Raw genomic sequence first — 21432 nt, 5'->3', positions numbered from 1 at the left:
ACCGACGCCTTGCGGGCTGCGGCGGTGTGCTTGTGACATCGAGTTCAGCGGCCTTGGAATTGAATGGGCAGCCGGTTCTGCCATTCTGATCAATGGACGCGTTGCAGGTGAGGGGCACCGCGTTGCCCCGTGACCGAAGACAAGGGCTCAGGATTGCCCTCCTGTTACGGGCTGCGTAACGTCCGGGTGGTCGTGCCGCGTCCACGGGGGAGGCGGACGGATAGAGGGTGAGCCGCCGATGGCAGGACGTCCTGAGAGCCCACTGGATCCCAGCACCGGGCCGGTGGCGCGGTTCGCGGCCGAGTTACGCAAACTCCGGGCGGAGGCCGGGAGCCCGACGTACCGAGTGATGGCGCAGCGCACAGGGCAGGGTGCGAGCACGCTGTCGCAGGCGGCCGGGGGTGAGCGGCTGCCGGCCCTGCCCGTAGTCCTTGCATACGTGCATGCCTGCGGTGGCGATGAGGAGGAGTGGGAGAAGCGGTGGCGTGAGGCGGCCACGGAGGCGGCGACCGTGCCCCGCACCGAGGACGAGAACGCCGAGCCTCCGTACCGGGGCCTGGCCCGCTTCGAGCCCGGCGACGCCGAGCTGTTCTTCGGCCGCGACCAGCTCACCGACCGCCTGCTCGCGCTGACCCGCACCCGCCGGTTCACCGCCGTGTTCGGCCCGTCGGGCAGCGGCAAGTCCTCCCTGCTGCGGGCGGGCCTCATCCCCCGCCTGCGCACCGAGGACCAGTCCGGTCCACAGCCGGCCGCGTTACGCGTCCTCACCCCCGGCGAACACCCGATGAGCACACACGAGCAACGGCTGATGCCGAAGGACGCCGACGGCGATACATGGCTAATCGTCGACCAGTTCGAAGAGCTCTACACCCTCTGCCACGACCCGGCCGAACGCGATCAGTTCCTCGACCGCCTCCTGGCCGCCACTGAACCCGCGAGCAAGCTACGCGTCGTCATCGCCGTACGCGCGGACTTCCTGGGCCGTTGCGCCGAACACCCCCAACTGACCACGGCCCTGCAGGACGGCACCGTGCTCGCCGGGCCGATGAGCCGCGACGAACTCCGCGAGGCCATCGTCAAACCGGCACAGGCCGTCGGCCTGATCGTGGTACGCGAATTGACGACCCGCATTGTCAACGAGGTCGAAGAGGAACCCGGGGCGCTACCGCTGATGTCGCACGCTCTGCTGGAGACCTGGCGCCGCCGAAAGGGCCGCGCCCTGAGCGTGGAGGCCTACGAAGCGGCCGGTGGCCTGCACGGCGCGATTGCCCGCACTGCGGAGAACACCTACGCCTGCCTCACTCCAGCCCAGGCCGGCGTCGCCCGCGGGGTCCTGCTGAGGCTCATCGCCCCAGGCGAGGGAACAGCCGATACCCGGCGCCCGGCCGTGCGCGCGGAACTCGACGTCGGTGACGCCGTCGCCACGGCCGTCGTCGTCGAACACCTGGTCCGCGCACGGCTGCTCACCCTTGACCAGGACGTCGTCAGCCTCGCTCACGAAGCGTTGATCACCGCTTGGCCCCGCCTGCGCGCCTGGATCGACACCGACCGGGAACAGCTACGCATCCACCGCAGCCTGACCGAGGCCGCACACACCTGGGACGATCTCAGGCGTGAACCAGGCGCCCTTTACCGGGGCACACGCCTGGCCGTCGCCGAAGAGCACTTCGCTGCGCCTGAACCATTCGCCACACTCACTGGGCTGGAACAGGCGTTCTTGACCGCCAGCCGTGCCGCTCGCGCCGGAGAACAGCGCCGACGGCGTGGCTTCGTCACCGGGCTGGCCCTGGTGGTGGTGTGCGCCCTCATCGCGGGAATCGTCGCCTGGCAGCAGAACATCACTAGCGGCCGTCGCCACCTGGAGGCCGAGTCCCGCCGCCTTGCCGCAGTTGCCGCGAGCATGCGCTTCTCCGACCCGGTCACGGCGATGCAGCTCAGCCTGGCGGCGTGGCGTCTGAATAATTCGACCGAGACCCGGTCTGCCCTTCTCGGGGCCGTGACACAGCGCGAGGAGGACGTCTTCTCCGTGCCGGGCACCAAGTTCGACTACAACGGCGGCATGCCGACCGCATTACGCGCTATGACCGCGGACGGACGGTCACTCGTATCCGTCACAGCGAACCGAGTCCGCACCTGGGACCTGCGCACTCATCACTTGTCGTACTCCTTTCCCGGTCCGGGCAGACTGTTGGACCGCGACACCTCGGTCGTCATCGCCCCGAACGGCCACACACTCGCCCTGGTGAGCTTCAGGGGCGGGGTCAAGCTGTGGGACATGCGCACTGCACGTGTGACGGCGACGCTCGGCCTTGAAACACCCAGCACGGCGTCGTTCAGCCTGGACGGCGAGATATTCGTTGTGGAAGACGAAGGTTCGGACGGATCAGATCCATCCCTCCAGGTGTGGGACCTGCGCCACCACCGGCTCCGGCTGCGGATACCCGAGCAGAAGGGCGAAGCCCTGCAATTGGCGTCCGTCAGCGGCGACGACAGGCAGCTCGCCCTGTGCACGGACGCGCGCCCCTTGCAGCTCTGGGACATCGAGACCGGCCGGAAGGCGACGCACGCACCATGGGCGTCGAACGGTCGCCCTGGCTGCACCGCGACCGCGATTGCCTTCACCCCGGACGACAGGACCCTCACGGTCCTCGCCCAGAACAAGATCCGCCGATGGGACATTGCTATGGGACACGGCCTGCCGAGCCTGGAAGCCGAGGGGATGAATACGATGCGCTACGACGCGCAGGGGTCCTTCCTCGTCGCCATCGGCCCCCGCCAACTGCTCGTCTGGCGCATGTCATACCCGGATGCCCCCGTACTGAGCCAGAAACTGAACACCGACCCCCAGGTCGGCTTCGCCTTCGACACAGAGGCGGGATCCGTGCGCTACCTCAACCAGGCCGCCACGATTGTCCGGTCACTGAGCCTGGGGCGCGCCACCACCAGCCGCTGGGAGAGCAACGGGCCCGACGAGGCCACACTGTCCCAAGATGGCCGGACCGTTGCCCGCCTGCTCCCGTCCGGCGACACTGAGCGGCTTCAGGTGCTCAACACCCGCACCGGCCGGGTCGCCTTCGAACCGAACGCGGAGCACTGCCCCGTGGCAAGCCGGCAAGGCACGACCTTATGCATGGATCTCATGGCGGTGAACCCCGATGGCCGGTACGTCGCCAGTGGCGTCGTCCGGGAAGTCGACTCGGGAACGCCGCCCCGGCCACAGCTCACAGTGTGGGACGTCTCCACCCACCGCCCATACGCGACAATCACGCTCCAGTCCAAGTCTGCGGATACCCTCGAAGTCAGCGGCATCGCCTTGGACGCCCACGCCCGCACCCTGCTGGTCTACCGGGAAACCACACCACCGTCGGTTGAGGTGTGGGACCTGCAGCACAAGAGGCTCATCACCACGGTCAGCAACGAACAGTCCGCTCTCTCAGGCTCTCCACACGAAGGAGGCATGGACCTGGCCTTGCGCCCCGACGGCCGCATGCTGGTGACCGAGGGCGGCTTGGTGGTCGACACCGCCGCACGAAGCGCCGAGCCCCGCGAACTTGGCGAGGGACTGATCAGCGCCGCCGCGTTCGGACCACGTAACGCCTATCTGGCCGTGGGCGACGATCTGGGACGTGTCACCCTCTGGGATGGTGCTGTGCGTAACCGCCTCGGTGTGCTTACCGGCACCATGGCCGACAGCGAGACGGCCGAGAGTGGGAACGTGACGGCCCTCGCCTTCTCCCACGACGGCCGAACACTTGCCGTCGCAGATTCCAGCGGCACCGTGCAGTTGTGGGACGTGGCGTCCCGCCGACTGCTCGGATCTGCCCTGCCCACCCCGGGAGACCTGGTACGCAGCCTCGCCTTCAGCTCCGATGACACCACCCTTTACGCCGCCGGCGCCAACACGTCAGTACAGGCCTACGCCCTCAACCCCGACCGCCTTGCCCAACACGTGTGTGAGCGCGCCGGGTCCGGACTGTCCGCAAGGGACTGGAGGTCCTACCTGCCCGACGTGCCGTACAGGCGTACTTGCCCTCGGTGACACTAGGGAAGTCGTCCGTCGCGGCCGGCCTGCGCCAGCCGTCCCGCCCACAGGGCATGGAACAGCGCGGGAAGCACGACCAGCGGATCCCCGACCCTGCGTACGCCTTCCCACAGCGGCGCCGGTTCGGCGAACGCCTCCTGCAGCGCGGCAGCCAGCAACTGACCACCGTGGTGCCGCGGGTGCCGGTATCCGGCCAGCCAGGTCACATTGCGCCGGTAGATCGGGTCGACAGGCCCGAGCACCCAGTACTGCCAGCCCACCGCCGTACAGATCTCTCCAACCACCGCAGCAACAGACCGCTGACGCCGAGGCAGCTCCCCTCTCCCTGTGCAGTCGGCGAGCACCCCCTGGCCATCGGCCAGCCGGAGCATCAACTGAGGAGCATGCGACCGCACCCCGCTCGGCCCATGCCACCGCAGTTCAAGCGGCCGGGCGGCCAGGCCGCTGACGCGCGGGTCGCGGTCGAGCAGCATCACGTGCAGCCGCATCGCTGCGGACCCGTAGTGCACCAGCCGTCCGGTGGTGGCCGACCACCACCAGCCCGGTGCCAGCCGCTTGCCTTTGCGGACTGGGAACGGCTTCAGCGGCGGACAGTTTTCGAAGACCACCTCGGCGGCGGCCGACGACCACCTCGAACACTCCATCGCTTCGCCCGCAGCCCGGAACAGCACATCCACCGCCTCGACTTCGGGCCGCCGTGCCCTCGTTCCGTCCAGCCCAGCATCCTGCATACAGAACTAAACGGTTTATCGGCCCATCCGGTAATGGGCGACGCGCGGCCCATCGGCGAACGTTCAGCTGCGCCCAGACTGTTCTGCAGCCCAGGTGTAGCCCAGTTCGGCGAGGGCGGCCCGCTGTGTCGCATCCAGCCGGTCACGCCTGGCTTTCTGGTTACTCAGAAACACACCCAGCTTGATCGCCGAACCGTCCGGCAGCTCCTCAATGTGCGCCCGTCCAACGACGGTTCTGCCTTCCCGCTGGATGTACTGGGTGAGGGCTGTCAGACCGCGTTGGAAGGCCTGCTGCGCCTTGCTCGAACGCGACGTCGCCGGGGTGGGAGACGGAGCCTCGGCGGGTGTCACGCCCAGCTTCGTCAGCCGTTGCTGCTGTTCTTCGGAGAGCTCCGTCCAGTTGTGGCGCTGCTGTTGGAGCCACCGCCCGATGTCGTCGCCGTCCATGAGTATGCCGGGTGCGATGTCGGGCAGACGGCCGTGGGGTTCGTCGGCCGCGAGGTCGGCGAGCACCCGGTAGTGGCGTTGCCAGTCGAGCGGCCAGGGGCAGTTCCAGTCCGGGTCGATCGCGGTCAGCTGCTGCGCGCGCTCCGCCGCCCGTTCCGGGTTCTTGCCGAGGCTGCCCTTGCGGCGGAGGTTGGCCATGTGTTGCCCGATGGGCACCATCGTCTCGCCCTCGCCCCACAGCGCGTCCTGGCGCGGGGCGAGGTGGCCGGTGGCGCGCCGGTAGGACCGGAGCGCGGCGAGCTTGGCCTCCCATGCCTCTTCACCGGGCTCCCAGACCATCCCGGCCTCCGGGGCGTCCAGCAGGGTCTTGCGCCGCTCCTCCAGCTCGCCGGCCCGCAGCGCCTTGCGCTGCTGGTGCACCCACCGCCCGAGGGGGAAGTCCTTGGTGACGCCTACTTCGGTCTCAATGTCGTAGGGGACGGTGTACAGGCCGGTGATCTCGTTTTCCGTCCTCCAGCGGATGAGGGCTTGGTAGCCCTCGAGCCACACGAGGGACTCCGGCCGGTACACCCGCGTACGGAGGAACGCCGCGATGGTCGCGGCGTCGCGCGGGCTGGAGAAGTGGAGCAGGGCGGACTCGGCCGCGCCGCCGTCGCCGTCCTCCCGGTCCTCACCCAGGCCGCTGGTCCCGATGATTCGCCCGTCCTCGTCGCGTCGGATGTGGACCGTGCGCTGTCCGCTGGTGTGGGCGCGGGAGGCGAGTTGGTCGACGAGGTGTTCGTCATGACTGCGCAGGCCTTGGAGGACGGCTACGAGGGGGCGGAACGAGGCGCTGGCGACCATGTCGGTCGGGTCTTCGCCGGGTTCGAGGAACACGGGCACGATGATCCGTGCGACCTTGGTGGTGCCGTCGCGGTTGGGCCTGAGTGCGCGGCCGATGTTCTGGACGATCTCGACCTGGGAGCCGCGGGTGTCGGCGAAGCAGACGGCTTCTACGCCCCGCTCGCCGGTGATGTCTACGCCTTCCCCGAGGACGCGGCAGCTGGCGAGGAACGCGCGGTGGACCCGGCGTCCGGTTGCGTCGATGCCGCCTGCGAACTGGCGCAGGGCCTCGCGCCGCTCGGTGACGAGGTGGTCGCCGCACAGCCATGCCGACCAGACTCGGTCCGGGGGTACGTGGCGGCCGGCCTCGAGTTCGTAGAAGGCCGCGTCGATCGTCGACTTCGGGAGCCGGTCCGCGGCGGCCAGGTCGTCGCTGGTGGTGTCGCCTGCGTACAGCTCGGCTGCCGTCTGCGGCATCTTCTCCGCGAACGCTGCGGCTTCCTGCACCTTCTGGTGGAAGGTCATGACCGTACGGAGGTTGTACGCGGCAGCGTGCTCCAGGAGGGCGGTCTGCAGGAGCGCCAGGCGTCGGCCCCGCTGCGCCTCCTCTGAATCCCCGGGGACGGGGGAGGGGTCGTGGATCTCTAGGACGTCGATCTCGAAACCGGCGAGGATTTCCCGCTCGATCGCTTCCGAAAGCCCGAGTTCGGCCAGCCACGGCCCGTAAGTCTCCGAGTCCGCGCCCATCGACGCGATCTCCAGTTCCTTGCCGCCCGCGCCCCTCTGCGGCTGGGGCGAGGCCAGGATGCGGGGAGTCGCGGTCAGGTAGAGACGGAAGTCCGCCGGAATCCGGGCGTTGTCGTGGATCGCCGCCCACGGACGACCGAGATCACCGGCGGTGCCGTGGGCTTCGTCCACGATGGCGAGGTCGAAGCCTGCCATCTGCTGCCCGTAGAGCCGCTTTCCGCCCGCCAGAGCAGCCTCCAGCGGCCCGCGGACCTTCCGCTGGCTCATCGGTGCGTCGATGGCCTCGCGGTCCACCAGGGAGGCATACGTGGCGAGCACGACCACCGGCCCGGACCCGGCCCATAGAGCGAGCTGGATCGGGTTGGTGGTGGTGCGCACCTCCAGCTCGTTGAGCACCGGGTCGTTCTCCAGCGAACACACCGCCACCATGGGCGCCCGGTGTCCTACGACACGCCACGCCTGGGCGGTCTGCACGAGCAGGTCCAGGGTCGGCACGGTGACGAGGATGCGGCCGCCCGGGAAGCACTCCAGTGCGCTCGCGGCGGCGGTGATCGTCTTGCCCGATCCGGTCGCGGACACGATCGTGCCTCGCGCCCCCTCCGGGGGCACGGATGATCTTGCAGGGAATCCGACCCATTTCCGGAAACTCGATTTCTGGTCCACCTGGTGTTCTCGGAGCTGGATCAAAAGAGTTCTCCCGGCTCGGGAAGGGCTTGTTCGACGGAAGCAATCCGGTATCCGCCGCGTTGGTAGAGGCCGCCGTCTCTTCCGTGGACTGCCCAGGCTCGCTCGGCCGCTTCGTCGGGTGATGCGGCCATCAGGTGGACGATGGGGGCGTGCATGTCCGGGCGGGAGCAGCCGGCGGTGGGCCGGGCGTCGATCCGGTGGACGCGATGCCGCCAGATCTCCGGAGCTGCGATCCCCGACCGCTCGACCTCATCCACGTCCACGACCAGCCGCTGCAAACGCTGCCCTTCATACCGGACAGCACGCGAGTCGCGGGAGGGCACGTACGCGGCCATCCGCTCCTGCTCCATGAGACAGGCGATCCGTTCCCACTGAAGGCGCCGCAGCTCCGCGATGAACAGTTCACTCACGTGATGCGGTTCTGCCGGGACCATCCGTGCGCGCCCGGCGCGTTCCTGAGCCAGGCGTACCTGCGCGGCCACCTGACGGTCATCGAGGCCAGCTGCTCTCGAGACCACACCGAGTCGGGCAAGCTCATGAGGAAGGTACTCGTAAATCAACACACACCGCTTCCCACCGGGTGTCCCTGCATTACGCCAATGCTACATGCTGCATCACATTAAGATGCAGCATGTGCGACTCCCGGGAAGACCTCTTCGGCAAGATGCCTTCCGCCCCGGTGGCCATGGCGCATCGGGGTACACGGACCCGCATGGCACCGAAGACCGAACGCATTACGTTCCTGCGGGCCGTACGGCAGCTGCACCGCGTCCGCTCCTTCTACGCTTTGGGCGTCCTGCTATGGGCGGCGTCCGCCGCCTGGAGCGGCTGGCAGGCACCGGGAAGCCGGCAGATGTGGACGTGCGTCCTGCTTCTCGCCGTCTTCACCGGCCTCCTCGTCACCGCCGGCCTGTCCCTGCGGCGCCTCGAAACCCCCGAGGCAGACCGGCCCGCGCATCACGCTGCATCACACAAGACGGCAAGCACCCGCCACGCCCACGCCTGAACGCCCGTCAGCCGCCCCTGTAAGCCCGGCACGCGCTAGCGGGCCCAGCGGTCTGGAGGCGCCGCTCAGGTCTGCTGGGGCAGTGGCCGGGCATACGGGCTTCACCCCCTGTGAGAGGAGCTCATTTCATGCTTGGCATAGTCGCGGCGGTGCTGTTCTTCGTGTCGTTTCTGATCAACGCGGCAGATCTCAGCACCAACGACACGTTTTCTTCGACGAACGTGATGCTGCTGGGATTGACCGCTCTGGCCCTGCACGTGGCCGGAATCGGCACCGGCTGGGCCCGCAGACGCTGACCCGCGATGCAGGCCTGATGACAGCTCGTCACCAGGCCTGCATCAGCACCCCGTCCCTCGTAGCCAGCCTGGCCCGCGGCAGCGGGCCCAACGATCCTGGAGGCGCAGCCGGAAGGATCGTCAGGCGGGGGAGCGCAGCGGACCCGCCGGTCAGGCTGGAGCGAAGCGGAAGCCTGATAGCGGGACGAAGTCCCGCCGGTCCGGGAGCGCAGCGGACGGACCGTCAACCGGGCTGCGCAGCAGCCCGGTTGCGCGGAGGGCGAAGCCCTCCGCCAGCGCTCACGCGGAGCCCTCCGCCAGCGCTCCCGCGAAGCGGGAGCGCAACACCCGCGCGCAGCGCGGGTGTTCGCTTGCATCGCGCGCAGCGCGATGGGACCCGCTCCGCGTGAGCGCTGGCGGTTCGCTTCGCTCACCGCACAGTTCGCTTGCTGCGCAAGCGAACTGACGCTCCCTTCGCTGCGCTCCGGGAGCGAGCCGGCCTGCGTTGCAGTCCGGTGCCGGGCTCCGCCCGGCTGGAGTCTTCCGCTCCGCTCCAGTCTCCACCGCGCTGCGCGCGGCAAACGGGCCTCCGGCCCGTGCGGCAGCAAAGAGTCCGCACGTGTCCGCCTGGAGGGAAGTGACTATCAGTCAGGAGTGGCTTCGGAGAAAGGGAGCCGAGGCACATCGGTCCCGGTACTGTGGAGGTCCGAGGCTGAGCACTCAGATCTGTGCTTCAAGATACATGCCAGATCGATTCTGGACCATGGCTTCCCTGCCGCTCTCCTCACTGCTTCCACCTGTCACTAACCACTGAAACTGCGCAGTGCCCAATGATCCTGTGCTGCTCGCAGTCAGTGGAAAGCCTGGGTTCCGGCACTAGGTCGCCAATGGGCCGTCAGCGCATCGCGTACGGATGGGGTTTGGGCCTTTAACCGGGAGGCTGGGGGCAGCCCTGCATGTCTTCGAGCAGGGTCCAGGGCAGGTGGTGAGCGTTGCTGAGTGACCGCACCGCTGGGAGCGATGCTGGGCGTACAGAGAGATGTATATAGAGGGGGCGGGCATCACCGCAGGTCAGGGGTCATGTGGTGTAACGCTGAGGGCTATTCGAGTGTCAAAACGGGACGCTCCTTTCCCCTGGAGGGGAAAGGAGCGGGAGTGAGAGGTGACGTCGGAGATCATGTGAGGTTCCCTCCGGGGGGAATCGCCCGTAACCGCCAGCACGCGTACATCGTTCCCCTGTAGGGGAAAGTCCTGGATGAGGAGCGGTATGGGCGGGGCCAAGCCAGCGGTGAACACCCGGACTGGGGAGTACGTCCAGCTTGAGCTCCTGCGCCCGGATGAGAAGCCGTACCTCTGGAGCGGTGGCGGGCGGCATGTCAACGTCAGCAAGTCGCTCGCTGCGGGCATCTGGGCGAAGGACAGTGGTTACACCAAGAACGACAAGCTCGTATACGGCTACTACCTGTTCAACTCACCCCCGAGGGATGAGCCGTTGCGGCAAAGCTTCCGGGAAATCGGTGCCCACCTGGAGCTGCGCCCGAACGCGGTGAGCAGGTCTGTCGGCAACCTCCACCGCGGAGGCTTCCTCCTGGAAGCCGAGAAGGTCGGCCGCGTCATCTTCTACAAACTCAATCCCCGCGCCGCCTATGACGGTTCCTCCGGACAACAGCGCAAAGCCACCGAGCCCGCCCGACACCCCGTAGTACCCTGCCCACCGCAGAAGACGAAGGAGGCGTCCTGATGACACCCGCCGCCGAACCTTTCGCCGCCCATTTCATGGACGCCGACGAACTCCACGACCTCCTGCTGCGCTCCCAATTGAAACAAGGCGCGGATCTGAAGGTCCTGATGTACTACGCCACCGCTGTCCCCGTCGGCGAACCCGTACGCACCACCGCCACCGACATCGGCAGACAACTCGGCCTCAGCACCACCAGCGCCTCACGCAGCATCGGCCGACTCACCCAGCAAGGCTGGCTCCAGCACGCCTACACCGCCGTCGGCGTCAAGTTCTACCGCCTCGGCCCCAACGCCAACCCCCAAGCAGCACACCCAGACCCCCCAGACAGCCTCGACAAGCCCCTCGCAGCCGTCCACCAACTCCACCCCCACGCCAAACCCTGAAAAAGCCTCAGCGGCGCACACAACAGACTTGCCCCCACATAGGCGCGGTGACAGCTCTCATGAACCGCTCGGCTCAGACCGGGCAACGGCCCACCGCCAGCAAGTGAGAACTGGCTGCCAGCAGTTCCGGGTAGGGCTCAGCCAGACGGGCCGCTGCGAGGGCCGATTCGAAGAGGCTGGATTCCCGGAAGGACTGACCGGTGTTGCGTTCGGCTGCCGCCAGCAGCGACCAGGCTGGTCCTTCGATGCCGAACACTTGCGCGTCGGTGAAGCCGGCCGCTGCCACTTCGCCGCGCAGTTGCTCGCCAGTGTGGAAGTAGGCAGCGGTGAAGGCCTTCTTCCCGTCGTGGATCTGGGTGGCCAGGATCGTGCCGATGCTCTTCCGCATCGGCTCGTCGTGCAGGTGCGCGAAGGCCGTGTGCTCGAACAGCGAGGCGTACCGGTTGATGCCGGCCGCTGCCAGGAGGCCGCCTGGTTTGAGGACACGGTAGGCCTCGGCGAGGGCTTGGTCCCGGTCGGTGCGCTCCCGGAGGTGATAGAGCGGGCCCAGGACGAGTACGACATCGTAGGAGGCATCTTGGGCAGTGAGTCGGCGGGCGTCGCCGAGTTCGACGCTGGCCCCTGAGGCCTTGGCCTGTTCGATGTGCCGGGGGACCGGGTCGACCAGGTGGACGTGGTAGCCGTCCTCGACGAGCCATCGGGTGCGTGTCGCGGGCCACCGTGGTCAAGGCCTACGACGTCTTGCGCACCGACGGCCTGGTGTGGCGTGCGCGTCTGTGACTTCTGTCGTCGCACCATGCCAAGGGCTGCGTGAAGGAACCCGGGTGGCTGCCTGGGCGTGGCACGTGCTGGTGAGGAGCGTCGACACCATGGAGCGTACGAACGAACCCGAAGCCGTGGCACTGCGGCCGGCCGAAGCCGAGCCCGGCGTGCTGGTGCACTCCAGTGGTGAGCGGAGACTGGCCGCCGAGCACTGGCTGCTCGCCGCCCACCCCGCACCCGAGCAGGCCCCCCTGGAATGGCAGGAACACAAAGTCGCCCTGCTACCGCTCGGCACGCTGTTCTCCGCCGTACGCATTCCCGGCACGCTGATCGCCGCGCTGGCCGGATCAGAGGAGCCCGAAGAAGTCGAGGCCTTCCTCTCGGACGCGGCACCTACCTCGGTGTACCCAGTCTGGTGGACTTCGATCCTCGCTCGTGCCCTTCGTACTGGGCCGTACCCATGCCCTCCCCTGCCTCCCTGTGCGCGCCGCTCAAAACCGCACGGCTCCTCACAGCAGCACAACACACACTCATCGACGAAGCGCAGTGACCCACGACCCGCACCAGAGCGCCATAGCCCCTGCCGGAATCAGTAGTGCAGCTCCAGCTGCTCGATGTCCGTGAACTCCACCAGCAGGCCTTGAGCGCGGCGGCCCGCGTCCCGGAAGTACATCTCCCCCAGACCCTCGGCCAGGACCGCCCGCAGCTGCGCCTCGGGGGCGCCGGCCTCCTGGGCCGCGAACAGGCGGGCCGCGTACTCCGGGGGGAGCAGCTGGTTGAGGTAGCGGGTGCGGGGGTCGTCCGTGGTGCCCACCGCGGCCGTGAAGCCGAAACGGGCCCGGGTGGAAAGGAAGACGCCGTCCGTGGTCGCCGCGCGCTGTCTCGCCCTGGCCCGTACTCGGGGCTGCCAGCGGTGGCGGACCTCGCGGTAGAGGCGGTCGGCGAGGGCTTGGCGGGGTTTTTTCAGCTGGCCCTTCACGTAACGCTCCACGGTCCGCTGGGAGATGCCCAGCAGATCGGCCACCGGCTTCGTGCCCTTCAACTGCCGCACCAGAAAACGCATCTGCGCCTGCGCCGACCTCGGCACCGGACGGGTGAAGTGCTCCGCGTCCGCCTCGTCCAAGCTGTCACCGATGTCCGCCATCCAGTCCCTCACTCCCGTTCTGCCCCTGATGGGGAAACAGGGCTGGTGGGGGTCGGGTCACGGGCGCAGTGCTGTACAGTAGATCTTGAGTTCGCCGCCCAAGAGCGGGCAGGGCTCAGTGCGTTGGTGGTCCAAGGAAAGACGTCCCGCTTCCTGCGGGGAAATGCAGGTGCAAGGCCTGCCCGGCGCTCCGAAGAGAAACCCCGTCCCTGGGCTCGTCAGGGACGGGGTTTCTGCTGTTTCAGAGGCTGCGGGCCGTGATGTCGCCGTGGGATGTGGTGGCGCGGATGTCGAGGTCGGGGGTGCCGTCGTTCTTGAGGGCGTTGCTGACGCGGCCGTAGGCGGTGCCGGCATCCAGGGTCGCTGAGACGCCGGGGGCGGTGGCGACCGTGATGTCGCCGGACTGGGTGCGGAGAGTGAGAGTGCCGCTCACCGCCTCGGTGATCCGGATGTCGCCCCTTGCGGTGCTGATCTCCGCGGGGCCGTCCAGGCGGCCGACCTCGATGTCGCCGTCGACCGCGGTGAGGCGGACGCTCGCGGCCTCGTCCAGCTTGATGTGGTGGTACGCGCCTTCGAAGGCGATGTCGCCGAGGCGGCCGACGGTGCGGAGTTCGGCGCTGGCCGCCTTGGCCTCGACCCGGGAGCCGGTGGGCAGCTTGACCGTCAGTTCGATGGATCCGGAGGGGCCGAGGTACTGGTTCTTCGCCGAAGTCTCGATCCGCAGGACTCCGTCGGCGTATTCGACCGTGGTCTGCTCCGCCGCCTTCACGTCCCGGCTCTTCGCGGGGTTCGCGGGCAGGACCTCGACCGCGGTGTCGGTCCGGTCCGCGGCGATGAACTGGACGCGTCCCGCGGGGATGTTCAGGACGGCGGAGATCGGGGCGGGGGTGTCGAACTTCTGCATCATGCTCTCCCTTGTGGATCCGTGTTTCTGATGATGGAAACGCTACGTTGCTTTCCATAGGGATGCAATTAGATGTTTACTTTGGAGTCTAATTTATGCAGGTCGGAGCCCTATAATCGTTGCAACGCCCTCTCGTTTAACGCAACGACACGGCGGTTGATCGTTGCAATGCGTTGCATGTGAACGCTATGGTGGAGGCGTTCAGGGACACCGAGCGGCCCCCGTGGGGCAGGAAGGGGGACGTGATGCCGGGAGGCAGGCTCACCCAGCAGGAGCGTCAGCAGATCGCGGTGGGGCTGGCCGATGGGCTGGCCTATGCCGAGATCGCGCGCCGGCTCGAGCGTCCGACCTCCACGGTCACGCGTGAGGTGATGCGGAACGGCGGCCCCACCGGCTACCGGGCCGACCTGGCCCACCGTGCCACCCAGCAGCGGACCCACCGGAGCAGGCAGGCCGCGTCCTCGGGGGCGCAGGCGCTCCCGCAGGCCCATGGACGCGACGCCGAGGCCGTGCGTGACTACCAGGAGGCGCTCACCACTGTCTTCATGACCTCGGGCCTGCCCAAGATGATGGCCCGGGTGCTGGGGTGCCTCTACACCACCGACACCGGCAGCCTCACCGCCTCCGAACTCGCCCAGCGCCTACAGGTGAGTCCGGCGTCCATCTCCAAGGCGATCACGTTCCTCGCGGGCCTGGACCTCGTCCGCCGGGAACGCGACGAGCGCCGCCGCGAGCGCTATGTCGTCGACGACGACCTCTGGTACCAGTCAATAATCCGCAGCGCCCGGTCCAACGACGAGTTCATCGAGACCGCACGGCAGGGCGTCGGCATCCTCGGCCGAGGCACCCCGGCCGCCAACCGCCTCGAAAACGCCGCCCGTTTCCTCGACTTCGTCAGCGAAGCGCTCATCCGCGCCGCGGAGCAGGGGCGCGAAGTCCTCTACACCAGAACAGGAACAGCCCCGGAGTAGTAACGTCCGCCGGATGGATCTTCGCGCTTCACTGTCCGTCCTGGGCAACCGCCCGTTCCGGAGCTTATTGCTGGCCCGGCTGATCTCGGCGAGTGGTTCGGCCATGGCTCCTGTTGCGCTGGCCTTCGCCGTGCTCGGGTTCGATGCCGAGCCGACCGCCCTGGCGATCGTGCTCGCGGGCAACACTCTGCCGCAGCTGGTGCTGTTGCTGGTGGGTGGGGTGGTTGCGGACCGGGTCTCCCGGCGGGGGGTGATCGTGATCGGTAATTTGGTGGCTGCGCTGTCGCAGGCCGGTGTTGCCGTGCTGGTGGCCACTGATGCGGCCACCACTGCTCGTGTGGCCCTGCTGGCCGGCGTCACAGGTGGCGCGAACGCGTTGATGTCCCCTGCGATGAACAGTCTGCTGCCGCAGTTGGTGCCGGCCGGGGAACTTCAGGAAGCGAATGTGCTGCTGCGGCTTCCCACCAACTTCATCAAGATCCTCGCTCCCGCGGCCGGCGGCGGGATCGTCGCCGTGGCAGGCTCTCAGTGGGTGCTGGGCTGGGATGCGGCGAGCTTCGCCGCCGCAGCCCTGCTGTGTGCGCGTCTGGCCGTGCCCCGGGCCGCCGGCTCCGGTCCTCGTACATCGGTGTTGCACGACTTCCGCACCGGGTGGCGGGAGTTCGCCCAGCGGCCGTGGTTGTGGTCCTACACGCTTTCCGGCACTGTCGTCGTCGCGCTGTGGCTCGGTGGGTACCAGCTACTGGGCCCCCTTGTCCTCGACAGCCATGGGCTGAACGCCGCTGCATGGGGCACCGTGCAGGGGAGTTTTTCGGCGGGGCTCCTTCTCGGTGGCCTCATAGCCCTGCGGTGGAAGCCGGACCGGCTGATGGTCGCTTGCGTGGCCACCGGGCTGCCGCTGGCACTGCCGCTGTTCATGCTCGCCGCCAGGCCGGGTCTTCCCGCCCTCGCGGTATCCGCGGCCCTGGCGGGGATCGGGCTGGATCTGTCGATCGTGTGCTGGACCACGGCGCTCCAGCAGCAGCTCGCACCCGAGGTCCTGGGCCGGGTCACCTCGTTCAGCTCCATCGGGGAGCTCATGGCCGTCCCGCTCGGCTATCTCGTCGTCGGCCTGGCCGCGACCTCGGCCGGGGCGGCTCCCGTTCTGCTCTGGAGCGGCGTTCTCGTCGTCGTGTCATCGGTTGTCCTGTTCGTCGTGCCTGACGTGTGGGCGATCCGCCGCCTGCCTGCCGAGCCCGTCCCCGAGCCCGCTCGGGCCCTGGGATAGCGACAGCCAGTGCTCCAGGGAGTCGGCTGACGGGAGTGCGGTGCCGGGGACGGTTTCCTCGGTGCCGTCCGCCGTGGTGAGGGCGAACTCCAGGTGGCTCATCACGGCGTGGATCGTGCGGAACATGTCCGTGTGGTCCGGGGCCGAGCCGCACAACAGGTCCAGTTCCTGCGTGGCCACTCCCGTACTGAGCCGCGCGGGAGCGTGCACCAGGGGCCGGTAGGAACTGACGCCCGGCTCCTTGCGTGCCGCGCCGACCCCCTCGATGCCGCGGACCGTCTGCGTGTACGGCGGCGCCAGACTGCTGAACTGGTAGTGCACGCCCGGCTGCACGGCGGGCAGCGGAGCGATGCCCGCGCCGGTGGAGGCGGCCGCCGCGACGGACATGAGGTCGACGCCCAGCAGGCGGCGGGCCAGTTCGTTGATGAAGCCGCCGACCCGGCCGTTCACCTCGATGATCCGAGGGCCTCGGGGAGTCAGTTTCACCTCCGTGTGGGTCAGGCCGCAGGTCACGCCGAGGGCGGCCAGGGCGGCGTCCACGAGGGCTTCCACCTCCGCGCGTTCCGCCGCCGGCAACGGCGCCGGCCAGAACTGGCCGGTCTCCCGGAACGGCGCCACCAGCGGGAACTTGCCCGACACCGCGAAGTGCCGCGGTTCCTTGTCCACGACGAGCGACTCGACGCTGACGTAGTCGCCGAACGGCCCCGACTCCCGGCCGACGAGGAGTTCCTCCAACTGGTAGGAGACGCCGGACCCGGCCTCCGGCAGCAACCGGGTGACCAGCGTCCGGCCGTGCTCCACCTCGTCGATGCGGTAGGTGTCCCGGCTGCCCTCCCCCACCGTGGGCTTCACCACGGCCGGCACACCGACCTCGGCCACCGCTGCGGCGTACTGGCCGGCGTGGGAGATCCTCCGGGACCGCGCGCTGCCGACCCCCGCGGCCAGCAGCGCCCGGCGCTGGGCGTCCTTGTCCGTCAGCCGCACGGCGGTGTCCACGCTGTGGAAGGGCAGGCCGAGTTCGGCGGCGAGTTCACTGCCCGGGCGCAGCATCCGTTCGCTGAAGGTGACCATGCCGTGCACCGGCCCCGTGGCCCGCAGGGCGGCGGCGGTGCGGGTGGGGCCCTCCCAGAGGGTGACCGGGCAGAACTCGGCGAGCACGGGAAGCATCTGCCGGGCGTGTGCCGAGTCGCCGATCACGAAGACGGGGTCGGCGGCCTCGCCCACGCCGTGCACGATCTCCATCGGGGCGGCGGAGCCCAGGTCGTACAGGACGGCCACACGCACGGCCGTTCACCTGCCTTCCGTGATCGGCGTGGCGAGGTCGAGGCCGTCGGCGTGCAGGGCCGGGCCGAGTATTTTGATGGCCTCCTCGTACACGGCCTCCACCTCCTGGCCGCGCAGTGACGAGAACTGGTGTGCCGTCTCGAAGGCGTGGTGCCGTACGAGTCGTTCCCGGTAGTCGGGCATCGGGTCGTCGCCGCCGAGCATCCGGACCCACTGCCGGGTACCGGGGTACGGGCTGTTGATGTTGAGGGACACGCAGCTGTCGGGGACCAGGCCGTCCTGGTGGAGGTCGGCGACCATCTGGAGCGTGTTGGTCCGGTCGGCGGGGGATTCGCCCAGTCCGAACTGGAGGGACGTGCCGATCCTGACGCCCGCGTCCCGGCACCAGCCGGCCACCTGCTGGAGGCGGGCGGCCCAGCTGGTTCCCGCCGAGGTCGTGCCCAGTTGCAGCACCTTGTGCACCTGCGCCGGTTCGGGCATCGCCGACTCGACACCGAAGTAGACGTAGGTGCAGCCGGAGTCGGCCATGCGGCGCAGCATCGGGCCGTCCAGGTCGTTGATGGTGGTCTGGCAGCCCCATTCCACCGGTTCGGCGAATGCCGTCTTGAGCCGGTCGAGGAACTCGTTGAGCCAGACGGGGTTCTGGGTGAAGGTGCTGTCGTCGAAGAAGAACGCCTCGTAGCCCTGTTCACGGCGCAGCAGCATCTCGTGCACGACGTGCTCGGACGTGCGCTGACGGAACTTGGACACCGCGTAGAGGAAGGCGTCGGCGGACTCGTGGCAGAAGGCGCAGGCGTACTTGCAGCCGAGGCAGGCCATGATCTGGGCCGTCAGCCGGTTGCCGAATATCTCGAAGCGGTTGGGGTGGGACAGGCCCCGCACGTCCATGAAGGGCAGTTCGTTGCCGTCGATGGAGGTGCCGCTGAGCGGCAGCCGCTCCACCCGGCCCGTCTCCTCGTCGTAGAACGCCACGCAGCCGCTGCCCGGCAGCCGGACGAAGGTGTCCCTGCGAGCCCGCAGCTCGTCCTTGACGTCGTCGACGGCGCCGTCCGGGGCCTCGGCGACCACGCGGAAGAACTCGACCAGGGCGTGCGGTGCGTCGCCCGCGAAGACGAAGTCGACGCAGGCGCGGTCGCGCGGGTCGGACAGGGTCTCCAGGTCCGCCAGGCGCGCGGCCGGTGTGGTCTCCAGCTCGAAGTCGGTGTACGCGGCGCGGCGCCTGAGCGGCATGGCGCGTACGCGGTCGCCCGCCGAGAGGTACGCGGCGGAGTTCACCCCGTCCTCGTGCTGGCCGCCGAACACCACCATGGCGGTGGGCAGTTCACGTTTGACCAGGCGTGCGATGCGCAGCGCGTAGTGGTGCCCCTCCGACAGGTTGCTCACGCCGACCACGACGGGCCGGTGGCGTGCGAGGTGTTCCGTGAGGTCCCGCTCGAAGGCGTCGTTGTACGTCGCCGGGTTGAGGACCGCTACGGTGCGGGGTACGCGCGGGCCTGGGAACTCGTCGATGCGTACCAGACGGTCCAGCAGGCAGGTGGCGTACAGCAGGGGTGTGGGCATACCGGGGAACGCTCCGGTCACGCCGTCCTCGATGTGCGGGGCGCTGACGAACAGGACGGGGAAGTACTTCAGGTCGGCGGCCGTCGGGGCCCCGTCGGCCGACTCGGCGCGCTGTCGTGCGGCCCGGTCCTCGAGTGCGGTCTCACGGGCCAGGGCCGTCTGGGACACCTGCTCCGGCAGTCCGCCGTCGCCGGGGTACAGACGCCAGCCCTGCTCGTACGTGTACAGCTCCCGCTTGATGCGCAGTGCCCGGTCCATGCGGAGCCGTTCGGCATGGACGGGAGTGCCTGGGTTCATGGATCGGCCTCTCCAAGGTGTTCGGGTACGTCAGGGACGCCGGAGGCTTGTGCGTACGAGGTCGGCCACCGTCCGGTCGGCGAGCAGGGCCGCTCCCGGGCCGGCGTGTCGGTGGCCGCGCGGGGGTGCCGGCAGTGCGGCCCTCGACGTGCCGGACAGCACGGTGAGACCCGGTTCGGCGGGTGCCGTCGCGGCACCGCGGGCGGCGGCGACGAGGTATTCCAGGTACGACGTGAAGCGGTGCTCCAGCTGCCGGCGGAAGGTTTCGGGGACGCCCAGGGCGGCGCAGGCCGTGGTGCAGGCGGTCCGGTATGCGGCGTCGAGGGATGCCGCGAGCGTGCCGAGGCCGCCGGTCCCCGCGTCGGCGTCGGCGTCCGGGGCCGAGGCCGGCGCGTACGCCTCGGCCTGTGCCTGTTGGTCCAGTTGGGGGGCGAGGGAGTCGATCGCGGTGGTGTAGGCCCGGCGCAGCTCGGACGCGTCCGGTACCTCGGGGTCGAGGGCGACGAGGACGGGCCGCGGGCCGTCGTCGGCCAGCCGGCCGGTCAGCGCGCTCGCGAGGCCCGCTCCGGCGCAGTGCCCGAGCACGGCGTGCACCTTCCGCGCGGCGGCCCCGAGTTCGTCCAGCCACGGGGTCAGGTAGGCCTCGGGGGTCTGGTCCCAGGCCGGGGAGGTGCGGGGTACGGCGCCCGGTCGGATCTCCAGGATCCGTAGGCCGTCCCGCGCGAGTTCGGGTGCCAGGTCGGTGAAGGACGCCTCGCCGCGGGCGGGCTCGAAGTCCACGGCCAGGACGAGGACGTCTCCGCCCTCGGTGAGCGGGCGCCAGATCCGCCGGTCGGGCTCAGACATGGGCCTCGGCCCAGAACGCGCCGTAGCTCTCCCGGGGGTGGACCAGGTCGCCGGAGAAGTAGGGGGGCTTGTCCATCGCCTGCCCGAGGCTGGTGACTCCGTCGAGGAACACCTCGTACACCTCGTCGGGCGAGCTGTGCGCGGTGCGGAACACCGGCGGAAGGTCCTCGTGGTAGCGGGCGTAGTCGTGGTGCAGGATCTCCATGCCGAACCGCTCGGGGAAGTCGTACATCGCGCTGCCCGGGTAGGGCACCAGGCCGAACAGGTAGGACGCCTGGAGCAGGTTCCGGTCGATGAGGGAGCAGACGAAGTCGATGCTGCGCCGCATGTCGTCCGGCGTCTGGTCGGGGAAGCCGTTGACGGTGAAGGCGCAGGCGGCCAGTCCCGCGTCGCGGACCCGGAGCAGGGTCTCCTCGACCTCCTTCAGTTTCATGTGGTGTTTGTGCTGGTCCAGGCTGGACTGCACGCCGGTCTCCAGACCGATCTCCACCCAGCGGCAGCCGCTCTCCTTCAGCGCCTTGAGCACGGTGTCGTCGAGCAGGCAGTTGAGCCTGGTCTGGCAGTCGTATCCGATGTCGCCCTCCTCGCTGAGCGCCGCGAGGAGTTCGAGGGTGTGGTCGCGGTGCAGCGTGAAGGTCTCGTCGCCGAAGTAGATGTTGTGGTGTGTGCCGTAGTGGTCGCGGTAGGCGCGGATCTCCGACAGGACGCGGTCGACCGCGAAGTAGGACGGCTTCTGGCCGATGGTCTGGATCGTGCAGAACGTGCACCGGTAGGGGCAGCCGAGGGCGTACACCTGCCGCAGGTAGCGGAGGTCGCCGCCGGTGGACCGGGGAAACAGGTCGATCTTGGGGAAGGGCAGCTCGTGCGGTGTCATGTCGGGGTAGGTCAGGCCGGTGCGCCGCACCGTGTCGCCCCGCCGGTACACCAGTTGTCCCACTCCGGCCGGGTCGCTTCCGCGGTCCAGGGCGCCGAGGAGGGCGGGCAGCGCGTATTCGCCCCGGCCTTCGACGACGTAGTCGACGCTGGGGTGCGCGGCGACGGTCTCGGCGAGCGGGGTGGCGACGACTCCGCCGAAGACGGTGCGGGCCCGCGGGTGGATCTCCTTCACGGTGTCGGCGATCTGGAGGGCGAAGTGCAGGTTCACGGTCATCGGCGAGAAGAGGTAGCAGTCCGCCGGGTGTGTGCGGACGGCCGACCGCACGACTTCCCGGTCGAGGACGCTGGTCTCGCCCACCGCGCCCGGCTCGGTGTAGAGGTCCATCACGGCCAGATCGGTGTGACCGGCGTCGACGAGCACGCCGGCGAGCCAGTTCATCCAGTGGGGCAGTTCCCACATGGGGCGTTTCATGTGCGGCAGGCCGGGGTGTGTGGCGTGGTACTGGATGTCGAAGTTCTGCCAGAACAGCTGTCGTTGTGGGACGGGGACGGTGGACATGGGTGTGTGGACGAAGGCAATGCGCACTGGGGTGTGCCTTTCTGGGCTGTCCGAGAACGGCGTGGGTGCCGCTCGCACGGG

At 68.8% G+C, this 21432-nt stretch carries 17 protein-coding genes and 1 pseudogene; 8 read left to right on the top strand and 10 right to left on the bottom strand.

The genetic code is table 11. The features are described 5' to 3' along the window. The first annotated feature begins 238 nt into the window (after window positions 1-238). Complete coding sequence (locus ABZ915_RS39400) at window positions 239-4039, top strand: DNA-binding protein (RefSeq protein WP_361813483.1); 3801 nt, start codon at window positions 239-241, stop codon at window positions 4037-4039. Between the two features lie 2 nt (window positions 4040-4041). Here the strand turns inward: ABZ915_RS39400 and ABZ915_RS39395 are convergent, their stop codons facing one another. The 3 genes from ABZ915_RS39395 to ABZ915_RS39385 form a co-directional block, all read right to left on the bottom strand. Continuing rightward, window positions 4042-4719: a TnsA-like heteromeric transposase endonuclease subunit gene (locus ABZ915_RS39395; protein ID WP_361813481.1), complete on the bottom strand. Its 678-nt coding sequence runs from the start codon at window positions 4717-4719 to the stop codon at window positions 4042-4044. A gap of 117 nt (window positions 4720-4836) precedes the next feature. After that, entirely contained in the window at window positions 4837-7476 is a 2640-nt protein-coding gene (locus tag ABZ915_RS39390; protein WP_361813480.1) for a Helicase associated domain protein, read from the bottom strand. Continuing rightward, window positions 7473-8039 carry a hypothetical protein gene (locus ABZ915_RS39385; protein ID WP_361813478.1) on the bottom strand — a complete coding sequence of 189 codons (567 nt, stop codon included), beginning with the start codon at window positions 8037-8039 and terminating at the stop codon, window positions 7473-7475. The genes ABZ915_RS39390 and ABZ915_RS39385 overlap by 4 nt, the downstream gene beginning before the upstream one ends. Window positions 8040-8188: 149 nt before the next feature. On the opposite strand from ABZ915_RS39385, the gene ABZ915_RS39380 reads away from it, so the two are divergent. From ABZ915_RS39380 to ABZ915_RS39365, 4 genes are all read left to right on the top strand, one after another. After that, window positions 8189-8482: a hypothetical protein gene (locus tag ABZ915_RS39380; RefSeq protein ID WP_361813476.1), complete on the top strand. Its 294-nt coding sequence runs from the start codon at window positions 8189-8191 to the stop codon at window positions 8480-8482. Window positions 8483-8610: 128 nt separating this feature from the next. Then, window positions 8611-8778, top strand: coding sequence for a hypothetical protein (locus ABZ915_RS39375; RefSeq protein ID WP_361813474.1), 168 nt, complete (start codon window positions 8611-8613; stop codon window positions 8776-8778). A 1246-nt stretch (window positions 8779-10024) separates the two neighbouring features. After that, window positions 10025-10498, top strand: a complete 474-nt coding sequence (locus tag ABZ915_RS39370) for a transcriptional regulator (protein ID WP_361813472.1) — start codon at window positions 10025-10027, stop codon at window positions 10496-10498. Further along, the gene (locus ABZ915_RS39365; RefSeq protein ID WP_361813470.1) at window positions 10498-10881 is read left to right on the top strand and encodes a helix-turn-helix domain-containing protein; all 384 of its coding nucleotides are present in this window, start codon (window positions 10498-10500) and stop codon (window positions 10879-10881) included. Before ABZ915_RS39370 ends, ABZ915_RS39365 begins: the two co-directional genes overlap by 1 nt. Before the next feature lie 73 nt (window positions 10882-10954). On the opposite strand, the pseudogene ABZ915_RS39360 reads toward ABZ915_RS39365, so the two are convergent. Continuing rightward, a pseudogene (locus tag ABZ915_RS39360) lies at window positions 10955-11581 on the bottom strand (class I SAM-dependent methyltransferase); the annotation flags it as partial. Between the two features lie 169 nt (window positions 11582-11750). Between ABZ915_RS39360 and ABZ915_RS39355 the strand changes: the two are divergent. Then, window positions 11751-12239: a hypothetical protein gene (locus tag ABZ915_RS39355; RefSeq protein WP_361813468.1), complete on the top strand. Its 489-nt coding sequence runs from the start codon at window positions 11751-11753 to the stop codon at window positions 12237-12239. Here ABZ915_RS39355 and ABZ915_RS39350 read toward each other — a convergent pair. Both ABZ915_RS39350 and ABZ915_RS39345 read right to left on the bottom strand, forming a co-directional pair. Then, a complete protein-coding gene (locus tag ABZ915_RS39350) occupies window positions 12233-12787 on the bottom strand; it encodes an XRE family transcriptional regulator (RefSeq protein ID WP_361813466.1) in 555 nt (184 codons plus the stop codon). The genes ABZ915_RS39355 and ABZ915_RS39350 overlap by 7 nt on opposite strands. Before the next feature lie 241 nt (window positions 12788-13028). After that, window positions 13029-13691 (bottom strand): DUF4097 family beta strand repeat-containing protein, encoded by a 663-nt coding sequence (locus tag ABZ915_RS39345; RefSeq protein ID WP_361813622.1) that lies wholly within the window; start codon window positions 13689-13691, stop codon window positions 13029-13031. A 245-nt stretch (window positions 13692-13936) separates the two neighbouring features. Here ABZ915_RS39345 and ABZ915_RS39340 point away from each other — a divergent pair, with 245 nt between their 5' ends. Next, window positions 13937-14662 (top strand): helix-turn-helix domain-containing protein, encoded by a 726-nt coding sequence (locus tag ABZ915_RS39340; protein WP_361813463.1) that lies wholly within the window; start codon window positions 13937-13939, stop codon window positions 14660-14662. A gap of 13 nt (window positions 14663-14675) precedes the next feature. Then, on the top strand, window positions 14676-15929 hold the full coding sequence (locus ABZ915_RS39335) for an MFS transporter (protein ID WP_361813461.1): 1254 nt from the start codon (window positions 14676-14678) through the stop codon (window positions 15927-15929). Here ABZ915_RS39335 and ABZ915_RS39330 read toward each other — a convergent pair. From ABZ915_RS39330 to ABZ915_RS39315, 4 genes are read right to left on the bottom strand one after another with little or no spacing between them, the layout of a single operon-like run. Next, window positions 15837-17213 carry a hypothetical protein gene (locus tag ABZ915_RS39330; protein ID WP_361813459.1) on the bottom strand — a complete coding sequence of 459 codons (1377 nt, stop codon included), beginning with the start codon at window positions 17211-17213 and terminating at the stop codon, window positions 15837-15839. The two genes, ABZ915_RS39335 and ABZ915_RS39330, sit on opposite strands and share 93 nt — an antisense overlap. A 6-nt stretch (window positions 17214-17219) precedes the next feature. After that, window positions 17220-19070: a B12-binding domain-containing radical SAM protein gene (locus ABZ915_RS39325; protein ID WP_361813457.1), complete on the bottom strand. Its 1851-nt coding sequence runs from the start codon at window positions 19068-19070 to the stop codon at window positions 17220-17222. 30 nt (window positions 19071-19100) lie between these two features. Further along, window positions 19101-19916, bottom strand: a complete 816-nt coding sequence (locus tag ABZ915_RS39320) for a hypothetical protein (RefSeq protein WP_361813455.1) — start codon at window positions 19914-19916, stop codon at window positions 19101-19103. Then, window positions 19909-21351, bottom strand: coding sequence for a radical SAM protein (locus ABZ915_RS39315; protein ID WP_361813453.1), 1443 nt, complete (start codon window positions 21349-21351; stop codon window positions 19909-19911). Before ABZ915_RS39315 ends, ABZ915_RS39320 begins: the two co-directional genes overlap by 8 nt. Window positions 21352-21432: the final 81 nt, after the last annotated feature.

The organism is Streptomyces sp. NPDC046915 (genome assembly GCF_040644935.1).
Taxonomy (GTDB): domain Bacteria; phylum Actinomycetota; class Actinomycetes; order Streptomycetales; family Streptomycetaceae; genus Streptomyces.
This window is presented reverse-complemented; position numbering and strand designations above follow the sequence as displayed.